Origin of the sequence: Streptomyces sp. G7(2002) (assembly GCF_028870195.1) — a bacterium.
GTDB classification, from domain to species: domain Bacteria; phylum Actinomycetota; class Actinomycetes; order Streptomycetales; family Streptomycetaceae; genus Streptomyces; species Streptomyces nigrescens.
Genome location: NZ_CP102609.1, coordinates 3599653 through 3622593, shown reverse-complemented (window position 1 = coordinate 3622593; position 22941 = coordinate 3599653). Strand labels below are relative to the sequence as shown.

At 68.4% G+C, this 22941-nt stretch carries 15 protein-coding genes, 1 tRNA gene and 2 pseudogenes; 13 read left to right on the top strand and 5 right to left on the bottom strand.

Annotated features, from left to right (window positions below):
• Window positions 1–199: 199 nt before the first annotated feature.
• On the top strand, window positions 200–724 hold the full coding sequence (locus NUT86_RS14975; protein WP_229838187.1) for an ATP-binding protein: 525 nt from the start codon (window positions 200–202) through the stop codon (window positions 722–724).
• 254 nt (window positions 725–978) lie between these two features.
• Here the strand turns inward: NUT86_RS14975 and NUT86_RS14970 are convergent, their stop codons facing one another.
• Together NUT86_RS14970 and NUT86_RS14965 are read right to left on the bottom strand one after the other, a co-directional pair.
• Window positions 979–2373, bottom strand: coding sequence for a transcriptional regulator (locus NUT86_RS14970; RefSeq protein ID WP_274735684.1), 1395 nt, complete (start codon window positions 2371–2373; stop codon window positions 979–981).
• Between the two features lie 480 nt (window positions 2374–2853).
• Window positions 2854–4413: a glutamate synthase subunit beta gene (locus NUT86_RS14965; protein WP_274735682.1), complete on the bottom strand. Its 1560-nt coding sequence runs from the start codon at window positions 4411–4413 to the stop codon at window positions 2854–2856.
• Between the two features lie 592 nt (window positions 4414–5005).
• Here NUT86_RS14965 and NUT86_RS14960 point away from each other — a divergent pair.
• Window positions 5006–6478 carry an amino acid permease gene (locus NUT86_RS14960; RefSeq protein ID WP_018088354.1) on the top strand — a complete coding sequence of 491 codons (1473 nt, stop codon included), beginning with the start codon at window positions 5006–5008 and terminating at the stop codon, window positions 6476–6478.
• Window positions 6479–6792: 314 nt separating this feature from the next.
• On the top strand, window positions 6793–7179 hold the full coding sequence (locus NUT86_RS14955) for a pentapeptide repeat-containing protein (protein WP_274735680.1): 387 nt from the start codon (window positions 6793–6795) through the stop codon (window positions 7177–7179).
• Between the two features lie 562 nt (window positions 7180–7741).
• On the opposite strand, the gene NUT86_RS14950 is transcribed toward NUT86_RS14955, so the two are convergent.
• Window positions 7742–8239: an endonuclease domain-containing protein gene (locus NUT86_RS14950; protein ID WP_268251371.1), complete on the bottom strand. Its 498-nt coding sequence runs from the start codon at window positions 8237–8239 to the stop codon at window positions 7742–7744.
• A gap of 578 nt (window positions 8240–8817) precedes the next feature.
• The gene (locus tag NUT86_RS14945) at window positions 8818–10149 is read right to left on the bottom strand and encodes a hypothetical protein (protein WP_274735678.1); all 1332 of its coding nucleotides are present in this window, start codon (window positions 10147–10149) and stop codon (window positions 8818–8820) included.
• Window positions 10150–10355: 206 nt separating this feature from the next.
• Between NUT86_RS14945 and NUT86_RS14940 the strand changes: the two genes are divergently transcribed.
• The 4 genes from NUT86_RS14940 (at window position 10356) to NUT86_RS14925 (ending at window position 13875) form a co-directional block, all read left to right on the top strand.
• Window positions 10356–11402: a DUF262 domain-containing protein gene (locus tag NUT86_RS14940; RefSeq protein ID WP_159488233.1), complete on the top strand. Its 1047-nt coding sequence runs from the start codon at window positions 10356–10358 to the stop codon at window positions 11400–11402.
• A complete protein-coding gene (locus NUT86_RS14935; RefSeq protein ID WP_274735675.1) occupies window positions 11399–12088 on the top strand; it encodes a hypothetical protein in 690 nt (229 codons plus the stop codon). The genes NUT86_RS14940 and NUT86_RS14935 overlap by 4 nt, the downstream gene beginning before the upstream one ends.
• 347 nt (window positions 12089–12435) lie before the next feature.
• Window positions 12436–13365: a hypothetical protein gene (locus NUT86_RS14930; protein ID WP_274735673.1), complete on the top strand. Its 930-nt coding sequence runs from the start codon at window positions 12436–12438 to the stop codon at window positions 13363–13365.
• Window positions 13366–13437: 72 nt separating this feature from the next.
• Window positions 13438–13875, top strand: coding sequence for a hypothetical protein (locus NUT86_RS14925; RefSeq protein WP_274735672.1), 438 nt, complete (start codon window positions 13438–13440; stop codon window positions 13873–13875).
• Between the two features lie 351 nt (window positions 13876–14226).
• On the opposite strand, the gene NUT86_RS14920 is transcribed toward NUT86_RS14925, so the two are convergent.
• Window positions 14227–14299: transfer RNA gene (locus NUT86_RS14920), tRNA-Arg, on the bottom strand.
• A gap of 302 nt (window positions 14300–14601) precedes the next feature.
• Here NUT86_RS14920 and NUT86_RS40650 point away from each other — a divergent pair.
• The 6 genes and pseudogenes from NUT86_RS40650 to NUT86_RS14895 all read left to right on the top strand — a co-directional run bounded on the left by NUT86_RS40650 (window position 14602) and on the right by NUT86_RS14895 (window position 22711).
• Window positions 14602–16821: an ATP-binding protein gene (locus NUT86_RS40650; RefSeq protein ID WP_381684409.1), complete on the top strand. Its 2220-nt coding sequence runs from the start codon at window positions 14602–14604 to the stop codon at window positions 16819–16821.
• 152 nt (window positions 16822–16973) lie between these two features.
• Window positions 16974–17552, top strand: a pseudogene (locus NUT86_RS40455) (hypothetical protein); the annotation flags it as partial.
• 126 nt (window positions 17553–17678) lie between these two features.
• Window positions 17679–19160, top strand: coding sequence for a YfjP family GTPase (locus NUT86_RS40450; RefSeq protein ID WP_342456282.1), 1482 nt, complete (start codon window positions 17679–17681; stop codon window positions 19158–19160).
• Window positions 19161–19200: 40 nt separating this feature from the next.
• Window positions 19201–19743 (top strand): annotated as a pseudogene (locus tag NUT86_RS40445) (ATP-binding protein); the annotation flags it as partial.
• A gap of 402 nt (window positions 19744–20145) precedes the next feature.
• The gene (locus NUT86_RS40645; protein WP_381684411.1) at window positions 20146–21075 is read left to right on the top strand and encodes a single-stranded DNA-binding protein; all 930 of its coding nucleotides are present in this window, start codon (window positions 20146–20148) and stop codon (window positions 21073–21075) included.
• Window positions 21076–21301: 226 nt separating this feature from the next.
• Window positions 21302–22711, top strand: coding sequence for an LAETG motif-containing sortase-dependent surface protein (locus NUT86_RS14895; protein ID WP_148592418.1), 1410 nt, complete (start codon window positions 21302–21304; stop codon window positions 22709–22711).
• Window positions 22712–22941: the final 230 nt, after the last annotated feature.

Below are 22941 nucleotides of genomic sequence, written 5' to 3'. Positions count from 1 at the left end.
TGCTGCACACTGCGCCTTCCCGGGCGGGCTCTCGCGCTGCTTGAATTAATGCGGGAAAGAGGTCGGAAGCGGTCCGGTGCACACCGGAGGCGCGGCGAACTCCGAAGGCCGCCAGGACAGATCGAGCGATGGCGCTGGCAGTGCTTCATGAGGCGAAAGCGACATCGGAGTCCATGAGGCATGTACGAAAGGGGTAGTCATGTTACCCACCACAATGCATTCGGCCGAAGTCATGGTGACCGCCCGGCATATCGCCGGCTGGCCCGAGGAAAGAAACTCACTGGTCCCCGCCGACTGCTGGGGTTCCGGGCAGCAAGTGGTACTTCGACTGCCCGCGTTGAAGCGGGCCGTACCTGTCTGCCGCAGCCTGGCGCGCTCCTGGCTCGACGGACAACGCATACACGACGAGGACACCCGCTATCTGGTGCTGCTCGTCCTGTCGGAACTGTTCACCAACGCCATCCAGTATTCCGCCGGCACCCGTATCACCTGCCGGATAGGGAGAGCGGAGAACCAGCTGCACATCGAGGTGCACGACCGCGGGGGAACGCCGTCGGTGCCACGGATGCGCCACCCGGGCCAGGAACAGGAGCACGGCCGCGGCCTGGAACTGGTCGCCAAGTCCTCCTCGCAATGGGGCCGCAGGGTCGAGGCGGACAGCGGCTGCACCGTGTGGGCGGCGGTGCCGCTGGCAGCCGGCGTACGGCACGGCGTGGCGCCGTAACGCCTCCACAAGGGCCGGTCCCGGCGTTCAGGCCGGCGGGCCTCGCACGACGGAACACACCGAGCGGCGGGCCGGATCGCCACCGGCGACCGGTACCCCTCTGCCGCTGCACCCCTCGCGGGTGGCTCTCTACCGCCGACGGCCGGCCGGGCTCCGGCTCCGCACCCCCTCCCCGCGGGACGGTACGGGCCCACTGGCCGTCGGTGCCCCCAGGGCCGGCTGCCCCGCCCGCCGGTCCGCCCCACGCCGGGGCGTCACTTGGGCACCCGTACACCGCTCTCCTGCACCAGGGTCTCGAATTCGCGCACCGCCGTCGTGTCGGCGAAGGGCCGCAATTCGTCCCTGAACTGCTGCAAGTACCGTTCCCCGAGCGCCGTCTTCATCCTGCCGAGCAGCGCCACCGCCTGTACGGCGGCCTGGCACCCCTCCTCGACGTCACCGGCCTGCACTAAGACGGTGGCCAGCAACAGCAGATCGATGGCCCGGCGCCGTACCCGGGTCCGCGGATGCCGGGCGAGGGCCTCCTCGGCCCGCCGGGCGGCCGGCCGCGGCTGCTTCAGGTCCCGGTAGCAGTGGGCCAACTCGTCGGCCAGATAGGCGCGGTCGAACTGCGCGATCCACTCGGGACTGTCCCCCGGAACGACATGCGCCATCGCCTCGGTGGCCTTGTCCGCCAGTATTTTGCACATCCGCGCGTCCCCGAGCATGGCGTAACCGCGGGCCTCGGTCGCATAGAACATGGCCTGCGCGGCCAGCGGGGCCCGCCCCCGGGTGCCTTCCTGTGCGGCGCGGGCGAGCTGGACCGCCTCCCGGGAGCAGCCGGCGCCGACGGCGAGATGACTCAGTCCGGCCGCCAGCACATAGCCGCCGTAGCACCGGTCGTCCGCGGCCTGCGCGAGCCGCAGGGCCTGGATGTAGTACCGCTGCGCCAGGCCCGGCTGCCCGATGTCCAGGGCCGTGTACCCGGCGAGCTCCGTCAACCGGGCGGCCGCGGCGAACAGTTGCTGTCCGGTGGCCTCGGCGTAACTCCCGTCCATCAGACCGGACAGCACACTGCTGAGACAGGAGACGATGACCGGCCGGACATATCCGCTGCCGACACGGTGATCGAGTTCGGCCAGCGCCTGGGTCGTCGCCCGCACCAGCTCCACATCGGTCGCCCCCACCCGCGGCCCCAGCCGCCAGCTGCGTGCCACCTGCGGATCCGGGGAACTGATCAGCCAGTCCCTGCTGGGCTCGACCAACGCCGAGGCGGTCATGGCGGAACGCGACAAAAGCCCCCTGGACTCGGCGTCCATATGCCATAGTTCACGGACCTGTTCCAGCGCGTCCTCCACCGTGGCCGCGAAGTGGAGACCGACCCCGCAGGTCACGCTGTTGCCGTTGGCCATACCGATCTCTTCCGTCGAGACCGTGCGGCCGAGTTTGCCGCTCAGTGCCTCGGCGATGATCGCCGGCACCCGGCCGCGTGGCCGCTGACCACTCAGCCACCGGCTCACGGAGGTCTTGTCGTACCGCAGATCCAGACCCTGCGCCTCTCCCAGGACGTTCACCTGGCGGGCCAGCGCGGAGTTGGACAATGAGGCTTCCTGGATGAGCGACCGCAGCCGCTGGTTGGTCTGACGCGCGACGAGTGGTCGGGCGGCCATGGTGCGCCTCCAAGCACATGCCGCCAACGATTCACGTTGGCATATACAGAGAGAACGGGACAGGAAGGTCAATACCCAACAAGCGGGGCTGAATCGCCATGACCAAAGTCAAGTCGTCGCCTGGGCGTTGCGCCCAGTAGCAAAGGGGCATGAGGGGGCTCCAGAAGCCCTTCCCCTGCACCCGCCCGCTCTGCGCGCCCCTGCCGTCCCCTCCGGCGCCCACCGCTCCCCACCGCGCACAACCACCACCACCCGAGCGCGGCCCACGCACCCGGGTGAGCCGTACGCGTACGTATCGGGGTGGGCCGTACGTGTACGCATCGAGGTGAGCCGTACGCGTATGTGTCGGGGTGAGTTGCACATGTACGCATCGAGGTGAGCCGTACGCGTATGTGTCGGGGTGAGTCGTACGTGTACGCGTCGGGGTGAGCCGTACGCATCGGGGTCCGCGCCCCGTGGCGTCACGGGCGTCAACGGGCGTCACGCCACCAGCGGCCGGTCCGTCGGGGCGATGGGGGAGGGAAGTTCGGTGGAGCCGGTGAGAAAGCGGTCCGCGGCCGCCGCGGCAGCCCGGCCTTCCGCGATGGCCCACACCACCAGCGACTGCCCCCGCCCCGCGTCGCCCGCCACGAAGACGCCGTCCACTGCCCCGGTCCCGGCCCCGGCTGCTGCCCCGGCCCCGTCCACCGCCGCGGCCCCGTCCGGCCCCGCCCCGCCCGTCCGCTCGCCCCGCGCGGCCGCGAAACCGGCGTCCCGGGCGAAATTCCCCCGGACGTCCAGCGTGAGCCCGAGCTGCGTCATCAGCCCGGTGCCCCGCTCCGGACCGGAGAAGCCGAGGGCGATCAGCACCAGCTCCGCCGGGAGTACCCGCTCGGTGTCCGGCAGCGGCCTCCTGGCCGTCGGCTCCACCTCCGTCAGATGCAGCGCGCGCACCCGCCCGGCCGCGTCCCCCTCGAACCGGAGGGTGGCGGAGGAGAAGAACCGCGGATCCGTGCCCGCCCGGCCCCGGGCCTCTTCATGGGCGTGGGAGATCCGGTAGACCTTCGGATAGACCGGCCAGGGCTCGGCGTCCGCCCGGGCGTCGCCCGGCTCCGGGTTGATGTCCAGCTGCACCACGGACGCCGCGCCCTGCCGCAGGACGGTGCCCAGACAGTCCGAACCGGTGTCCCCGCCACCGACGATCACCACATGCCTGCCCTCGGCGGTGACCGGCGGCGCGGCGTAGTCACCCTCGGCGACCCGGTTGGCGAGGGTCAGATACTCCATGGCCTGGTGGATGCCGGACAGCTCACGCCCGGGGACGGGGAGCTCCCGCCGTTCCATGGCGCCGACGGCCACCACCATCGCGTCGTGCCGCCTGCGGAGCTCGGTGACATCGGCCGCGCCGCCGACGTCCACCCCCGTGCGGAACTTGGTGCCCTCCGCCCGCATCTGCGCAATACGGCGGTCCAGATGCCGCTTCTCCAGCTTGAACGCGGGGATGCCGTAGCGCAGCAGCCCGCCGATGCGGTCGGCGCGCTCGTAGACGGCGACGGTGTGCCCGATACGGGTCAGCTGCTGCGCCGCCGCCAGCCCCGCGGGCCCGGAGCCGATCACGGCGACGCTCTTCCCGCTGAGCCGCTCCGGCGGATGCGGGACCGTGAACCCCTGCTCCCAGCTCTGGTCGGCGATGGCCTGCTCGACGTTCTTGATCGTCACCGGATCGGCATTGATGGCCAGCACACAGGCGTCCTCGCACGGCGCCGGGCACAGCCGCCCGGTGAACTCGGGAAAGTTGTTCGTCGCATGCAGCCGCTCGGCCGCCGCCCGCCAGTTGCCCCGCGTCGCATACGCATTCCACTCGGGGATGAGGTTCCCCAGCGGACACCCGCTGTGGCAGAACGGTATGCCGCAGTCCATACAGCGCCCCGCCTGCTCAGCCACCAAGGGCAGCAGCGCCTGCCCCGCGTAGACCTCGTCCCAGTCACTCAGCCGCTCCTCGACGGGGCGAGCCGGAACGGGCCGACGGGGGACCTTGAGAAAGCCGCGTGGGTCGGTCATCCACCGCCTCCATCGCTCACTCACGGCGCAATAAGGCGTTCTGCCAGCCTACGCCTGGTTTGTACGGCTTTCATGAGCCGGCGACGTGGGGCGGGGTGGGGCGGCGTTGGCTGGACAGGGTCTAGATCTCGCCACCGGCGACGCCGTTCCGCCCTCCCGTCCGCCCTCCCGGTCGACGGCTTCCGCTTCCACGCGCCCCTCGCGCTGCGTCCCCTCGCCGCCCCCCATGAGCGATCTTCGCCACCCAAATATCCGACAAATTTCGTGTACTGACTGCCACGAAGGATCGGCAATGCGTGGGCGCGTTCCCGACGCGCCGCTCGGACCGCGTATCGATTAGGTCACAGCGGCCGATGATTTGCCCAGCCTGGAGCGCTTTGGGCGATCTGCTCCGTGATCTGCATCACGCTGGCTGAAATTCGCCCGTGGTACATCTTCACGACCGCCTGACGGACGTCACCCATGTCCGCGTAGGGGGCGCTTGAGCCGGCCGATCGCCGGCATGCAACTCCATCAGCATCCGGGGGGATCGAAACCCGATCCGTCGCCAAGCGAGGCGCGGGTCGGCATGGAGCGGAAGGGCGCACCACACATGACCTCAACGCAGGTCGGCACGAACCCCGGCGACGGCAACGAAGCCTCGGGCGCGGCACCGGAAGAGGGCTACGAGCGCGGTCTCGGCAGCCGTCAGGTCCAGATGATCGCCATCGGCGGCGCCATCGGCGTCGGTCTCTTCCTGGGCGCGGGCGCGAACATCGCGAAGGCCGGGCCCAGCCTCATCCTCATGTACGCCCTCGCCGGCGTGATCGTCTTCTTCATCATGCGAGCGCTCGGTGAGCTGCTTCTGTATCGCCCGGTGTCGGGTTCCTTCTCGGAGTACGCCCGCGAGTTCCTCGGCCCCTTCTTCGGGTTCGTAACGGGCTGGACGTACTGGCTCATGTGGGTCGTCACCGGCATGGCCGAGCTGACGGCCGCCGCGATCTACGTGCACTTCTGGTTCCCACAAATCCCTCAATGGGTCACCGCGCTGGTCTTCCTGGTCGTGCTGTTCGTGGCCAACCTGATCTCGGTGAAGATCTTCGGTGAGATCGAGTTCTGGTTCTCGATGGTCAAGGTCACCGCGCTCGTCGGCATGATCGTGATCGGTCTCGGCGTCGTCACCTTCGGCTTCAGCCAGGCGGGAGACGCCGCTGCGGTCTCCAACATCTGGGCCCACGACGGGATCTTCCCCAACGGCATCGGCTCCAGCCTCATGACCCTCCAGGGCGTCATGTTCGCCTACCTCGCCGTCGAGCTGGTCGGTGTCACCGCGGGCGAGTCCGAGGACCCGGAGAAGACCCTGCCGAAGGCCATCAACACGCTGCCGTGGCGCATCATCGTCTTCTACGTCGGTGCGCTCAGCGTGATCCTGATGGTCGTCAAGTGGACGGAGTTCGAGCCCGGCGTCAGCCCGTTCGTGGCCGCCTTCGCGAAGATCGGCATCCCGGCCGGTGCGGCGATCATCAACTTCGTCGTCCTGACCGCCGCGCTGTCGTCCTGCAACTCGGGTATGTACTCCACCGGGCGCATGCTCCGCGACCTCGCCGCCAACTCCGAGGCACCGAAGGTCCTCGGCAAGCTGAGCTCCACCAAGACCCCGGCCCTGGGCATCACCCTCTCCGCCGCCCTCATGGGCATCGGCGTGATCCTCAACTACATCGTCCCGGAGAAGGCGTTCGGCTACGTCACCTCGGTGGCCACCGCGGCCGGCATCTGGACCTGGCTGATGATCCTCATCAGCCACATCCTCTACCGCCGAGCGGTCGTCGCCGGCCGCCTGCCCGCCTCGTCCTTCCCGGCGCCGGGCGGCACGGTCTGCAGCTGGATCGCGGTGGCGTTCCTCCTCCTGGTGACCGTCCTGATCGCGATCGACCCGGACAGCCGCATCTCGCTGTACGTGGGCGCCGGCTGGGCCGTCTGCCTGGCGATCGGCTGGGCCGTCCTCAAGTCCCGCAACCCGCACATCGCGGCGAAGTCGAAGACCCAGGACAAGCAGCTGGAGACCACCGGCCGGCCCCGCGGCTAACCGGAGAGGCCCCAGACAGACGGTCCTCGACTCCACCACACCCCCTGACGGGGCGCCCAGGCACAACCGGCCTGGGCGCCCCGTCGGCATTGCACACGGCGACTTTGAGAGGGAGCCGCTCCAGCCTGGCCGAAGCCACCGAGCGGCACTCGCCAATCCGCCCCCGACCAGCAAAAAGCCCTCCACAAGGGAGGGCTGAACACCGTACGGGCGAAAGCGCCCCGGCAGGACTCGGGCAAGTCTGGTCTCCGCACGGCTGTCACCGGCGTGCTAGCCGCTACGATCTTGGCCAGCGTGATAGTGGCAACCTGGGCATGGGCAGGGCCGTTGTGGCGTGCGCTGGTGCCGATGGCCCGGCCAAGCTGGTCCACCTCACCAAGGCTGTGCTGACCGAAGCGACTCTTGCCTGTGCCAATCTTCGCGAAGCGGATCTCACCAAGGCCAAGCTGATCGATGCGACGCTCACAAGCGTTAACCTGAACCGAGCGACGCTCACCCAGGCTGACCTGGAAGAGGCGACACTTACTAATTCTCTCCTCAACGGCGCCGAATTGGGCGGAGCGGTGCTCGCTGACGCGCGCGGCCTCTCCAAACGACAAATCGAAGCGGCAGTAATCGACTCATACACCGCTCTTCCCCCGTACGTCACCGCAAGCCTGCCACCTCAGGCTGGCCCAGGCCGCTCCGACAACTACGGCTGAGACCCAACCTGTTGTCAGAGGTGGAAGCTGCGAGCCCGTTCAGTGAAATCGCGGAACTTCGCGGCCCGCCGGATGCCGTCCGTGAAGCGCCCCTGGAACTCTGTCAGGGTCGGCTCCGCCAACGGGCTGCAACACCCCGGGGGCGTTGCAACCGCCTTGTGCGCGGGACGGACAGGCGGGGTGTATGTATTGAGAGCCGTTCTCACCGAATTGAAGGAAGTTTGCGCGCTCCCAGGAATGTGCAATGAAAGTAGGGAGGGTCGCTCTCATATCCAACCTCGATGTAAACGTCTTGCACTGTCTCCCGGTTATTCCCGAATGCATCTTGGTGAGTTATTCGCACCTCTCCCTTTATGGACCGAAGTTGGGATTCAAGGTCGAGGTGTACAAATGCCAGGATGCGGGTCAGGCTTGCAGAAGCGCCCGGGAGTTAGATGTGAGGGCGTCGCGGGTATGGTATCGCCCTGGCGCAGCGTGCGACGCTCAAGCCCCACGACGGACGCGGATGGCGGGGGCCCGAGTGTTGCAATAGCCCAGCCCTCCAAACCAGTGCGTAGCTCCGCTATGCACTGCACAGTCTCCGGGCGTCGGCGTGCTTGGGACACCAGCGGTAGTAGCTGTCGTCGAGGTTGCGGCTGGGGACTGCCCGACCGCGCTGGGCCCGCCATCCGCTCCAGTACCGCGTGTTGCAGCGATTGCACAGCGGTGCGCGCACAAACCCATGCGTGTGGCAGTGGTCCCACACGCTGGCCCGCAGGCTCATGCAGCCCGCGCACATGAATTGCGCAGCTGCCGGCCAGCCCCTGCGGCCGGCGCGATCTACGCGGTAGTGCTGGCCGGCTAGTTCGCCGTCATACACCCCAGCGTCCGCATCGCTGCCTCTCGCGCCGTAGACGACCGCGGTGCGAGTGCACTCGCCGAGGTCGGCCACCACGGCGTCCCCGACACGCTCGAACCAGCCTTCAGAATCCTGTCCGTGGTGCGCCCCCAGACACGAACAGTCGCATTCGGCGCCCGTGGCCTCCAAACAGGCCCTTGTGCACCGCGACAATTTCGACATGTCTCGCCAGAGCACAATGAGCCCGTACCTGTCGACCGCCGCGGTCACCAGCTGCACCAGGCAGCTCCGTGGGAGGCTCCATCGGTCACCGTTCAACTGCGGGGAACGGACGCGCACTGTCTCGTGTAGCCAACGACGGTTGCCCTTCTGAGCCGGGATCTTGGCAATGACTTGTCCGTGCAGCGGTAGCCACACCATCGCCACCGGGCCTGTTCTGGGTCCTTTGACTACGCGTCCGTTTACGATGCGAACCTCTAACTGGTCCGTCATGTCCCCACGGTGGCATGCGTACGGCAGTCGCGGAACCCCGCCTCCATGCAGCGGAGCGACCCCGCGGTTCGGCACGCGTATTTCTACATCGCTTCGCAGGGACACGCCCCTGCGGTAGAACGGGGGAGCGTGAAAGGGAGCTGCAACACGTGCCCCGGGGTGTTGCGGCCGTCTTGTATGCGGGCCGGACAGGTGGGACAGCTCCGATCAGCGCTGTCCGGCTGGTTTCCGCAGTTCACAGCTCCAACCGGACAGTCGGACAGCTGGGACACGCCCCGGATCCAGGAAGATCGGCTATGACTGTGCACCTACCCCAGAACGTCATCCTCCCGGCCGGGCCAAGCCAGTTCGATCCCGACGCGCTCACACAGTCGGAGCCATCGAGCGTCAGTCGGCTCGTGCTCCACCCACAGCACTGCTCGCACACGAGCCGCCCTTCCGCGAAGCCTGTCGTGGTAATCGAGAAGCTGTCCAATGCCGGCGCGTAGCTGGCGTGTCTCATTGACCCGCGTTAGAGACTTGACCTCGCAGACAGTGAGATCCTCATCGTGGCGGCGCCACGCAAGGTCAAAGTCCGGGTCGGCGGCGCTGGGTGAGAGGACGGTCAAGCCCTGTGCAGAAGCGGCCGCTGCCAAGTCGTTCTGAAGCCGGCGATGAGTCCTCAGGTTTCTTCCCGTGAGATCCGAGTCTGGAGTGCTGGGCTGCGCGGCAGCCGGCTCGACCGATTCGTCAGCCACTCGATAGCCGCTGCCGACTGGGACGGTAGTCGGCTGAGACTCCGCACCCACAGGAACGAGATGGAAGCGAATGACCTGACGTGTAGCGCCGCCTCCAGTCTCTGGGGCACGGCTATAGCTGTACGACGTCACGGGATCGACAGCGAACTCACCGACGTAGCGGATAGTCCCGCGGGAGCCTTCGAAGAGCCGCAGAGCAAGGCCAGTTCGTACGTGATCGCGAATGGCTGCGTTGCCCACGCTCGTGAAGTCTTGATCGCCCTTCTGGCCATCGCCCGTGTAGTGGAAGGTGCCGTCCTCCGCCCACTCGTCGAAGTACCCATGCTGATGACCGGTGCGGGGGTCGGTGAAGACGAGTACGTTCGAAGACTTCTTGCACTTGCTGATGTCGCCTTGCCGGCTACCGCCGTAGCGATCGTGAAGCTTCTTACGCAGTACGGTGTCGCCAGGCTGCAGGTCCCACTCAGGCTCGCCATCAGCCGAGGATCCCCCGAAGGCGTCACTGAAGGCTTGCCACTGTGCGTCGTTGAGGCGATGGGGATTACCCGCGAAGAGCGTACGTAGCGTTGTGGTTTCAGCGAAACGTGGGTCTGCAGTGAAGTGGCTGCGTGGGACTGGCCGCTCAAGCCACTCATCCATGGCGAGTGGGGCGTACCAACGAGTGCCTGGATCCTCACGCCAGTACTTGTCCGGTGACGATGCCTGTTGCGTGGGGGAGCCCGTCAAGCGGCCACGCCCGATGAGTCCTCCCTTAGGCCCCGTCAGCCACATGACGAAGCGATCTCCTTCGGCCATCTGGTTCCTGTAGCGCACGACGCTCCAAGACTGGAGTTCCTGGCCGTCCCGACGGAACGAGCCCAAGTCGAACACGTCTGCGTTGCAGGCAAGCAGCCAAGCGTTCACGCAAGCCCCCCCGGCTAGTGATCGGTAAGTCCCAGAAAGGGAGGCTACGGCAAGCCTCTGACACTCCCGTGAGCGACAGAGCAGGCCGTTGGCTTCGCGCTCGCTACCGACGCAGGTGCAGGCATGGAGCGTCCCGTGATGCGGCGACTCTTCTGCTTCCGCTGAAGGAGGTGTGGGGACTGTAACACCTCTGATAAAACGTCAACATGCTGCTAGATGAGGCCCAGTTGCTCGCCGATCTCGACCGCCACAGGCGTTCTGTTGACACCGACTACTTTGACCTGTCACTGCGCGAGCTCGTACGCATGGTGGTCGAGGAAGAGATCAAGATCGCACCGGCCTACCAGCGACAGTTCAGGTGGGATGACGAAACTCAGTCAGCATTGATCGAGTCGTTCCTGCTGGGATTGCCCGTTCCTGCGATCTTTGTTGCCACGAATCGTGATGCGACGTGGGACGTGGTCGACGGATTGCAGCGCATCTGTACCATTTTGCGTTTCATGGCAGTCGATGCGCCAGAATCTGATAACTTCCGATTTAGTGTGACTCCCTTGCGGCTAAAGAAGCTAAAGACGCTTGGAAGCTTCGCGGAACTCTCCTATGAGGAGCTCCCGCGCCCTATTCGCATGACCCTTGATAGGCGATTCTTGCGCGTCCAGGTTCTAAGTGATAAATCGGAACCGGAAGTGCGCTATGAGCTTTTCCGTCGCCTAAATGCAGGTGCCGTCGCCCTTACGGCGCAAGAGATCCGCAGCTGCATCTTCCGTGGGCCCTTCCATGAGCTGCTCGAAGAATTGGCGCAAGATGAGGCGTTTAATTCTCTGCTTAAACTGCAGCGGTTGAATCAGAACAATGGAACACCCGAAGAGCTCGTGTTGAAGTTCTTTGCCTACATGGATCGGTCTGCTTCATTCGATGGGAAAGTGGCTGAATTCCTCAACTCCTACATGAAAGATAGATCGCAAGACAGTGACCTAGATTCGGACCGGCAGATTTTTAAACAAGCTACTGGGTATCTCGCGTCTGTGCTTAAGGGTCCATTCCTGCGGCAAGGTGTTTCAATTACTCCGATGAACCAATTCGAAGCCGTGCTTGTCGCTGTCGGCAATTTGTTGCGGAAGGGGAAGAGTTTGCGCACTCCGCCCAATGGGTGGCTCAATGATGAAGTACTTGTTAACTTCAGTACCCGCGGGACCAATACGCGCGCCATGCTGCTGGGAAGGGTGTCGCGCGCAGAAGAGCTTATGTCGTGACGGCTTACGGCGCCGTCGAACGGGTCTTCTCGGAGGCGGTCGAGCGGTTGGCTCGCGAGCGTCGCCGGCTTGAGGTTCTTTCCGCACAAGTGGAGCCGCAGGGCTTCGATCGTGATGGCTTCCTTGCAATGGGGAGAGCGCTCTCCTATGTGGTGATGGGAGGAGTGCTCGAGTGCTTCATGCGAGATCTCCCAAGGGCCCTTGCGACGGATGTTGCTGCCCTAAAGATTCCCCGAAGTAGTTTGCCTCTCGGCCTTGTTGCGGCACTTGAGGCTGCTGCGTTTCGAAGGTGTGGAGATGGAACCATAGGGGCCCTCCTCGCTCGAACGGCAATTCTTCAAGGTGCCGTGCTGCACGCGTCAGACGTGCGACTTGTAGAAGACTTTAGCGAGTCACTAAAGCTGGCTGATGGATCAACGATTGGGCAGAAGAATTTCGAGGTGCTTTGGGCGCTCCTTAATCTCCCTGGTGAATGGAGGAATGCACCTAATGACGTATTCCTCTTGCGGGAGATTAAAGATAAACGAAATGATGTTGCCCATTGGGAAGCGGACCCCGTTGATATTGGGCGTAGTAAACGGCCCTCGTCTCTCATTGAGATGGTCGATCAATTGATTGCTCTTCTTGATCACGTCTTGTTGAATATTTGCTATTGGTTTGAGGAGCGCATACCAGTTAGTTCGTGAGTGCCCCGGTGGTTCAGGGCTCACAGCAGAACAGTCGGACGGCTGCGACACACGAGGGGCCGTTGCGGGAACCGGTTGGCCGAGGTGCCGCTGCGTAACGGCCCATGCGGTCGGCGGCAAGTGGTCAATTGGAGTGTTCGATCTTTTTGCCATGCTCCAGATAGACCGTTCGCCCCTCGGCCCGAGCATCGGCAGCTGCCTGGATCCGTCGAGCGAGTCGAGGGATGGTGAGGTCAGGTATGGCGGAGACAGCATGGAAGCTGTAAGCCCTGAAAACTTCCCAACGGGAGCTTGCGCATCCGCCGCAGTGACCTGGAGAACTGGCTCACCGACTGCGAGGGCAGCGCGTGACAAACCGGTCCGTCAAGGTCCGCTTCTACAAGACGGAGGTCTACAAGGGGGAACGTGGCACGACCTACACCGTGCGCTGGTCGGTGAACGGGAGGCGGCGCAGCGAGGCGTTCAAGACTGCCGCCTCGGCCGATTCCTTCCGCGCCGTCCTCCTCGTCGCCGCCAACAACGGAGAACCGTTCGACCAGGACACCGGTAGGCCGGCGTCGCACGCGGTACCGGCGGCCGAGGTCACCTGGTACGACTTCGACCTGCGCTACGTGGACGTGAAGTGGTCCCGCATCTCGGCCAACAACCGCATCAGCACAGGCAAGGCCCTGGCCAAGGCCACGCTCGCGCTCCTACGAGCCGAACCGACCCAGTACGACCCTGTCGAGGTCCGCAAGGCCCTGCGCGAGTACGCCTTCAACAAGAACCGCCGGGACGAGGCCCCCTCCGAGCTACGAGCCATCCTCGTCTGGATTCGGCGTAACTCGCTGCCGATGAGCGCCTGGGAGGACACCAAGCACGTCGACGCCGTGCTCCACGCCCTCGACACCCGACTCGACGGCACGCCCGCTGCCGCAAGCTCCGCCAAACGCTATCGCCGTGTCCTGAACGTCGTCCTGCGCTATGCCATCCGCCAGAACGTCCTGGCGGAGAACCCGTTGCCCAAGGGGAGGGACGAGAACCCCGCCCCAAAGACCTCCGGCGCAGTCGACAAGCGCTCCCTCCTGAACCCTGGGCAGGTGGCTGCCCTGCTCGTCTGGATTGCTTCCCGCCCGCGCACCGGTCAGCGGCTCACGGCGTTCTTCGCGACGCTCTACTACGCCGGACTCCGCCCTGAGGAGGCGGTCGCACTCCGTGTCGAGGACGGCGTTCTCCCTTCCACCGGTTGGGGTGAACTCCGGGTCCACACCGCAGCGCCCGAGGTCGGCAAGCAGTGAACGGACGACGGCGAGGTCCACGAGACCCGGGATCTGAAGGGGCGGGCGTCAGGGGACACCCGCACCGGGCCCGTGCATCCCGCCCTCGCATCGATCCTCCACACCCTCGTCGTCCAGGACCAGTTGACAGCGGGAGATCTCTTCTTCCCCGGCGAGAAGGGCGGCCTGCTCGCTGGCTCCGTCTACCGGCGAGCCTGGGACAAGGCCCGCATGGCAGTCCTGACGGAGCGCGAGTACAGCTCGCCCGTTGGCAAGCGGGTGTACGACCTCCGCCACACCTGCCTGACGACCTGGCTCAACCACGGCATCCCGCCGGCACAGGTCGCCGAATGGGCAGGCAACAGCGTCCCGGTGCTGCTTTCCACCTACGCGCGCTGCATCACCGGACAGACCGTTGAACTACAGCAGCGCATCGAGGGGCCCCAGAAGCTCCCTGGCGTGCCGCTGGCCCCAGGCCCCGGGGGCTCGCTCTCTCCGCCTCTTCCGAGGGCGCCGGGCCGTGCCCGCTGATTGCGACGGCGACAGGGCACACACGGTAGGGCCCGGCTTCGGCCGGGCTCTCTGCCTACGCCCGTATGCCGAGCCGGTGAGGAGGCAAGGGAGGTAGCCGAGACGTGCTCCGCATCCGATGTCTCGTGGCATGGAGGGCTGCTCTGGCCCCGGAAGGCCGGGCACCCCACGCCACCGGGCACGCCGAAACTTCGGGAAGTTTTCGGGAAGAACAGCCGCCGAAACCCGCCCCGGACCGGTTCCAGCCGGACGGATCCGCCTTCTCTGCCCCCGGCGTCCGACAGCCCGCCGAAGCCACAAAGCACCCTCTGACCAGCAAAAAGACCCTCCCAGTGGAAGGGTCTTGGAGAGCGCCCCCGGCAGGACTCGAACCTGCGGCCAAGTGCTTAGAAGGCACCTGCTCTATCCACTGAGCTACGGGGGCCGGGTGTGGACGTGGATCACGGACCGCGGACAAGGATAGAGGTCCGGGTGCCTCGTCCCGGTTGCTTCACCTCCGTGGCACGTTGTGGAGGTTCGGTGAAGCGGTCCCGATAATCGCAGGCAGGTACGAATCCTGCACCGCTTTTGGCGCCTCGTGCGGCGGGTGTTGTGCACTCGTTATGCCTGCGCCTCACGTGTCGCGAACGTCTCGCGCGTCACTTATCCCGATCTGTGGGGGTTCTTGCGGCGCGCACGAGGGGTTATACGCTTCAAAAACCCAACGAAATTGGGCATTCTGCACATGTGGCGACCTTGGACGTACGACCCCGGCTGATCGACGCACTGTCCGTTCTGCGTAACCGCGTCGACGCCGCACGCTTTCCACTGCCACTCCGGGGCGCTGCCCGCGCCCGGCGCAACCGGGCCGAGCTGCTCGCCCAGCTCGACGACTATGTGATTCCCCGGCTGCGCTCTCCTCAGGCCCCGCTGCTCGCAGTGATCGGCGGATCGACCGGTGCGGGCAAGTCCACGCTGGTCAATTCGCTGGTGGGGCGGCGGGTCTCGGAGGCCGGGGTGCTGCGTCCGACGACGCGTACGCCGGTGCTGGTCTGCCACCCCGACGATCTCCACTGGTTCGCCGGACCGCGCGTCCTGCCGCAGCTCGCCCGCGTGTGGGTGCCTGAGCAGGATGACGGGGGCGAGGGGGAGTATGCGGCGGGTGGTGGCCTGGGCCGGGGGGATTACGGGGTCGGGGTCCATGGTGTGGGCGGGCCGGCGGCCGGCGGTGGGCGCGCGGTGGTCGGCGGGCAGGGCGCCCGCATGGCGCACGGGGCCTGTGCGGAGCGTGGGTCTCACGGGGGACATGAGGGGCATGGGGTGCATGGGGGAGAGCGGGGCCACCGTGAGTCCGATGGGGGGCATGGGCTGGGGGCGTGTCAGGAGGGGCAGGGCGGCGCGCACGGGGTGGTTGGTGCTCATGGGGTGGGAGCGGCTGGGTGCGAGGCGTCTGGGGCTTCTGAGGGGTCCCAGGTGTATCGAGAGCGGGAGCGGGAGGCGGAGGGGGCTGCGGAGGGGTATGGGTGTGGCTCTGCGGTGGGTGGGGGTGGTGCGGCTGGTGATGGTTATGGGGCGTACGGCGGTGTGGGTGGGGGGAGTGGCGTAGGCCTCGGGAGGGACGGGAGTGCGGCCGCGGTGGGGGGCGGGGCCGAGGCGGGGATGCTGACGGTGCGGATCGAGACGGATCCGGCGTTGCCGAGCGGGCTGGCGTTGTTGGACGCACCGGACATTGATTCGCTGGTCGCGCGGAACCGGGAGCTGGCCGCCGAACTGATCTGCGCGGCGGATGTGTGGGTGCTGGTCACCACGGCCGCCCGGTACGCGGATGCGGTGCCCTGGCATCTGCTGCGTACGGCCAAGGAGTACGACGTCACGCTGGTGACCGTGCTGGACCGGGTGCCGCATCAGATCGCCACCGACATCTCCGGGCGGTACGCCGAACTTCTCCAGCGGGCCGGTCTCGGCCATGTCCCCCGGTTCACCATTCCCGAGCTGCCCGAGTCCGCCGGCGGGGGGAGCGGGCTGTTGCCCGCCACGGCCGTCGCGGCGCTGCGCGGCTGGCTGGAGCGGCATGCCCAGGATCCTGTCGCCCGCGCCGCCGCGGCGGAGCGCACGGCAGCCGGGGTGATCGCCTCGTTGCGCAGCCGGCTGCCCGCGCTGGCCGGGGCCGCCGCCGCCCAGCACGCCGCGGCCCTGCGGCTGGCCGGCCGGGTCGAGGAGGCGTACGAGCGGGCCGCGGAGCGGGTACGGCAGGAGGTCGCGGCCGGTGAGGTGCTGTCCGGGGACGCGCGTGCCCACTGGCGTGACCATGGGCTCGACGGCCGGTCGGACGAGCTGCTCGACGCGCTGACCGACGGGCTCACCTCGCTGCTGACCTGCGCCGTGGACGAGGCCGATGAGCGGGCGGCGGATGCCTGGCGGCGGGATCCCGCGGCGGCCGAGGTCTCGCTGACGGCCGCCGCGGGCGCCTCGGGTGCGGGTGGCCGGCTCGGTGTGATCGTCCGGCGCTGGCGGCGCTGTCTGGAGGAGCTGGCCGAGGAGGAGACCCGTGAGGCGCGCGCCGGACAGGCCGGGGAGCGTGCGGGGTCGGTGGAGCCGGAGGAGTCGGCCGCGCTGTTGGCCACCGCTCTGCTCGGCGGCCGTCGCGCCCGTACGGCGGGCGAGAACCTCGCCGACCTGTTGGGCGCCCAGACCGCGCTGCGGCTCTGTGAGCGGGGCGGACGGCTTCTGGCCATCTACCTGGAGCGCGCGCTGGACGGTGAGCGCGAGCGACGGCTGGCACCGCTGGACCAGCTGACCGTGCCACTGGACCAGCAGGCGGAGCTGATCGCCGCGCTGTCCGTAGTGCAGAAGGAGAAGCAGAAGGAGATGGAGAAGCCGGAGGGGATGGAGAAGGAAAGGCCGCGGGAGCAGCGGCAGGCGGAGGAGCGGGCGAGGGCGATGGAGAAGGAGGAGGTGTCGGGGTGAGCAATTCCGAGGTGGCTGGTTCCGGGGAGGGCTCGGGGGGCAACGGGCGGGGGACGGGGGAGGGGGAGGCCGGTGAGGTGGCGGGGGCGGACGTGACGCAGGTTGAGGGTGGTGTGGCGTCGAGGAGGGATGTGGCGTCGGGGAGGGACGTGATGTCGGGGAGGGGCGTGACGTCGGGGGGAGGGAGGGCTCCGGGGGACGGTGGAGCGTTGGTGGAGGGCGGGGTGTCTGGGGGAGGCGGGAGGCCGGGGGAGTCGGTGGTGGCGATGGCGTCTGCCGTGGAGGGGGAGCCTGGGGTGGGTGCCGCGTCTGTGGCGCCCGTGGTGACTGTGACTTCTGGGGAGGATGTGGGGGCGGCGGAGGCTCGGGAGGCTCACGGGGCTGCGGTGTCGGTGGCGGAGGAGGAACCGGGAGCGGCTGGGGGGTCGGCTGTACCAGGGGTGGGCGTGGGCGGGGCGTGGGATGACGGGTTGATTGCGCGGCGGGCGCGGGATGCGGGGGTGCCCAGGCCGACGACGCGGGTGGGGCCGCCTGTTGGGGCGCCTGTTGGGGCGGGCGTTGCGGCAGGGGTTGGCGTGCCGGTCGGGGCCCGGGGCGAGTCAGGTGTGCGGGCGGGAGGTGGGGCCTCGGCGGAGGGGGCTGGTGCCAGGGGAACCCACCCTGCGGAATCCCGGACTGCGGAAGCCCGTGGCGCGGATTTCCGTGGCGCGGAAGGGCGCGGTGCGGATTTCCGTGGCGCGGAAGGGCATGGTGCGGATTTCCGTGGCGCGGAAGGGCATGGTGCGGAAGCCCGTATGGAGAGGGCCCGTAGTGGCGGAGCACGTAGCGCGTCACGTGCCGACTGGCGTATGGAGGCGATGGTGCAGCCGCGTTCGCCTGCCGACGTGGAGAGCGGTGGTGGAGGCGCGTACCGGTGGGCCGCGGACGGGGGGCGGCGGGCCGTGGGGGGCGGGCTACGCGGGCGGTTGGATGCGTTGCGGGAGTTGATCGCGCTGTCCCGGACCCGGCTGGACGGGCGGACGCTGGAGGGCGCGGGCCGGGTACTGGAGACGGCGGACGAGCGGTACCGGCTGTCGGGTGAGCACACCGTCGTCGCCATCGCGGGGGCGACCGGCAGCGGTAAGTCATCGCTGTTCAACGCGCTGGCCGGAGCGAACCGTTCGCAGGTCGGGCCGCGGCGGCCGACGACCGCGGAGCCGGTGGCCTGCGTCTGGCCGGGTAGTCGGCCGGGCGCGGACGGGTTGTTGCACCGGCTGGGCGTGCCCACCCACCGCCGGCACGTCCCGGCGGACGGCAGCTCCGAGCTGCGCGGACTCATCCTGATCGACCTGCCCGACCACGACTCCTCGGCCACCGAGCACCGCGCGCAGGTGGACCGGATGCTGGAGCTCGTGGACGCGGTGATCTGGGTGGTGGACCCGGAGAAGTACGCGGACGCGGTGCTGCACGAGCGGTATTTGCGGCCGTTGGCGGGCTACGCCGAGGTCATGTTCGTCGTCCTCAACCAGGTGGACCGGCTTCCCGGGGACGCCGCCGACCAGGTGGTGGACGATCTGCGCCGGCTGCTGGACGAGGACGGGCTGGCGCTCGGCGAGCACGGGGAGCCCGGGGCGGCGGTGCTCGCGCTCTCCGCCGCGACCGGCAGGGGCGTGGGGGAACTGCGGGAGGCGCTCGGCCAGTTCGTCGCGGAACGGGGTGCGGCGGACCGGCGGCTGGCGGCGGATGTGGATGCGGCGACCGAGCGGTTGCGGTCGGTGTATGTGGCGCAGAGCCGGGTCGGGCTGACCGAACGGTCCCGCGCGGAGTTCGATGACCGTTTGGCGGAGGCGGTGGGGGCGGTGGCCACCGGGCGGGCGGCGGAACGCGATTGGCTGCGGTATGCGGAGCGTGCCTGTGGGTCTCCGTGGTCGCGGATGCGGATGCGGATGCGGATGCGGGGGAGGCGGGGGAGCCGGGGGGCCCTTGGCTTCGGGGTGGGGGGCGACCGATGTGGGGATGACGGGAGCGGGGCTGGCGGGAGTGGGGACGGCGGGGGCTGGGACGACGGGGGCTGGGACGACGGGGGTGGGGGCTTCTCGGGGAGGGCGTACGGGTGCTGGGGCGGCGGACGTCGGGCGGACCGATGTGGGGTGGGGCGGTGCGGCGCGGGGACGTCTAATCGGGCGGGCGGGAGTGGGGCGGAGCCAGGACGGGCGGGGTGCCGCGGGGCAGGCCCGCGCGGGGCTGAGCCGTACCGGGTGGAACGGCGACGGGGCCGAGGAACTGACCGCCGGCGGGCGGACCGGTATCCAGCAGGGCCCGGTGGGGCGGCAGTCTGCGGCCGGGCATCGGCGCGCTGATGGGGCTGCTGCGGCCGGTCCCGGGGACGCGTCGGTGGTGGACGGCCGGGCGGCGGCCCGGCCAGTGGTGGAACATGCCGTCCGCACGGTGGCCGCCGAGGCGGCGCACGGGTTGCCGGCGCCCTGGGCCCACGCGGTGCGGGACGCGGCGGACCGCGGTGCCTACGGTCTGCCCGAGGCACTGGACAAGGTGGCGGCGGAGGCCGAGGAGTCGCTACGGGGCGGGCCGGCCGTGAAGCCGCGGTGGTGGACGGTTGCCGCCTCGCTCCAGGGGATGTTGTCCGTACTCCAAGTCGTCGGTGTCCTGTGGCTGCTGGGTGCGGTCACGGGCGTGGGCGAGGCGACGGCCTGGATCTCCGGGCTGCTGCCCGCGGTGCTCGGGTCGGTGGGCGGGCCGGCGCTGGCGTGGATGTGCCGGGTGGTGGCGCGCGGCCCGGCCCGGCGTTACGGGCAGGACGCCGAGCGGCGGCTGCGGAGTGCGGCGGCGGCGTGCGGGCGGGCGCGGGTGCTGGAGCCGGTCGCCGCCGAGCTGTTGCGCTACCGCGAGGTGCGGGAGCAGTACGCGGTGGCATCGGGCGTGTGACGGCGCAAGGAAGCAATGGGTGGGCGGGGGCGGGAGTTGGTGACCGGCGGGGGCGGTGGGACGGCCGGGCAGCGGGGCGGCGGACGGCCGTGACGTCCGGGAGCGAGCCGTGGCGCCCGGGGAGGGAGAGGAACGCCCGACGGTTGCCGGCAGGCGGCGGGGAGGGAGGACGGTGACCGGCGGGCTGTGAACAGCCCGCCGTGATCCCTCTTCCGGGTGGCCGAGTTGTCCACAGCCGGCCACCTGTCCACACGCCGCCGCGGCGCTCGCCGAACCCGTGCAGCATGAGATCAACGCAGCGCGAGCAGCACGTGACGAGAGCGTCACGCAGCACGTGACCAGAGCGGCAAGTGACGAGAGCGAGCGCAGGACACGGGGGAGGCGTAGCAGGTGAACGACACGATGGTGACGCTGGTGGGAAACGCCGCGACGGCGGTGGAGCACCGGCTGACGGCGGCGGGCGTGACGGTCGCGAGGTTCCGGCTGGCGGCGACGTCCCGGAGGTGGGACAAGGCGCAGGAACGCTGGACCGACGGGGAGACGAGTTTCTATACGGTCCGGTCGTGGCGTGGGCTCGCCGACAATGTGGCGGCGTCCGTGGCAGTGGGCGAACCACTCATCGTCCAGGGACGGTTACGGCTGCGGGAGGGGGAACAGCCACCTGAGAAGGGCGGGCAGCGCTGGTTCTCGGCGGAGGTTGATGCCGTGGCGATCGGCCACGATCTCACGCGCGGCACCGCCGCATTCCGGAGAGTCCTCCGGGCGCTGCGTACGGGAGCGGATGGGCCACCGGCCCCGGCTCAGCAGTCGACGCCGGCTCCGGAACCTTCCCCGGCGCAGCGACCAACCCCGGCGCCGCAATCGGCCCCGGCACCGGACTCGTCAGCACCACCGCAACGGCATCCCTCGCAATCGCCCCCGTCCCCGTCCTCGCCCCTGCCCCCGTCTCCGCAGCCATCGCCACCATCGCGCCCCTCTCCACCATTGCAACAAGATTTATGGGAAGGCGCGTTGCCGGAAGAACGCAGCCGGACGACCGCCAACGCACCGACGGAGGCCGACACATCAGAGGCTGCCGTCAAGGCAAAGACGGCCGCCACGGCACCGCCGGCCTCCAGAGGAAAGCCGGCCGCCAAAGCACCGTCAGCCGCCAGAACACGGAGAGGCGCCAGAGCTCCGGCAGTTCTCAAGGGGCAGACGGCCGAGAAGGCCTCCACGGTCGCCGAAACGCCTACGACCAGCGGGATTGCAGCCGTCGCTGAGTCTCCACGGGGCTCCTCCGGACCACCTTCAGCCGTGACCCATTCGCCCGAGACGTTGACTGTGCCCTGAAAAGTCCAGGCGATTTGTCGATAATGCCAAGTCAGGGTGCCCGTTGTCGGTAACGATTACGAGTCGGATCGCTTATGGGATGCCATTACTGGGGACCCTGGTGCACCTGCTCCTTAAGATCCGACAAGTACTCACGGGGGCTGACGTGTTCGGCTGTTGAGTTCTTTGGGATCTTTCCGGCGAGGCAACCTCTCCCACTCGACCGCCTCGCCCAGAGGGGAATTTCATGCTTTCGATAAAGAGGCGGGGCGCAGCCCGCCTTGCCGCCGCGGTCGTGGCCTCCGGCCTGGTCGCGGCGGGTGCGATAGCCACCGCGGGGCCTGCCGCGGCGGACGAGACGACCCCCTCCCACGGGGGTGCCACCGCCACACTCGGTGGTCTGAAGACCTTCGACCAGGCGGTCGTGCACAACGACGGAGGGGACCAGCGCGTAGGCGCCGGGCTCTTCGAGATGGCGGTCGACAACGGCGGCACGCTCCAGACGTACTGCATCGACATCCACAACCCGACGCAGCAGCAGGCGAAGTACCAGGAAGTGCCCTGGAGCGCCTCGTCGCTGCACAACAACGGGGACGCGGGCAAGATCCGCTGGATTCTGCAGAACTCGTACCCGCAGGTGAACGACCTGGCCGCGCTCGCCGCCAAGGCCGGTGCCGGGAACCTCACCGAGAAGACCGCCGCGGCCGGCACCCAGGTCGCGATCTGGCGCTTCTCCGACCACGCCAAGGTGGACGCGGTCGACCCGGCGGCCGAGAAGCTCGCCGACTACCTCGAGAAGAGCGCGCAGAACGTCGCCGAGCCCAAGGCCTCGCTGACGCTCGACCCGCCGGCCGTCTCCGGCAAGTCCGGCAGCAAGCTCGGCCCGGTCACCGTGCACACCAACGCCGACAGCGTCACGATCTCCCCGGCCGCCGGTGTGCCTGCCGGTGCCAAGGTCGTCGGCAAGGACGGCAAGCCGGTCACCAGCGCGACCGACGGCACCCAGCTGTTCTTCGACGTGCCCGCGGGCGCCGCGGACGGCAGCAGCTCGCTGACCGCGCAGGCCGCCACCAAGGTCCCGGTCGGCCGTGCCTTCACCGGCATCGGTGAGCACGCCAAGAGCCAGACCCAGATCCTGGCCGGCTCCAGCGAGTCCACGGTCTCCGCGGCCGCCACGTTCTCCTGGAAGAAGCAGGGCGCCATCCCGGCGATCACCGCCGAGAAGAACTGCGCCAAGGGTGGCGTGGACGTCACGGCGAGCAACAAGGGCGATGAGGCGTTCCGCTTCCAGCTCTCCGGCAAGGACTACGAGATCGCTCCGGGCAAGTCGCAGACCGTGACCGTTCCGGTGGCCGAGGACCAGCCGTACGACATCACGATCAAGGGTGAGGGCGGCTTCAAGAAGTCGTTCTCCGGCGTCCTGGACTGCAAGACCGCCGGCAGCGGCGGCGGCAAGCCCTCCAGCCAGCCCAGCCCGGCCTCGGTCGGCGGCAGCACCGGTGGGGACACCGGTGGGGACAAGGGCGGCGACCTCGCCGAGACCGGCTCCAGCAACGCCACCCCGATGATCGCGGGCATCGCGGTCGTCCTCGTCGTGGTCGGCGGCGCAGCGGTGTTCTTCCTCCGTAAGAAGAAGGCCGGCACCCCCGCCCAGTGACACCCGGCGGCCGGTGACCCCCGGTGTCCGGCCGTACGTGGCGACCACTCGGTGACCCGAGGGTGACTCGATGACCCGAGGGTGAGTGGGTGGTCGCCGGTGAGGTACCCCAGGGCCCCGGAGCGCAGCAGCGCTCCGGGGCCTTCGGCGTTCCCGGCCTTCAGTGTTCCCGGCCTTCGGTGTTTCCGGTCTTCGGCGTTTCCCGCCTCCGGCGTGGGCGGGCAGACGTG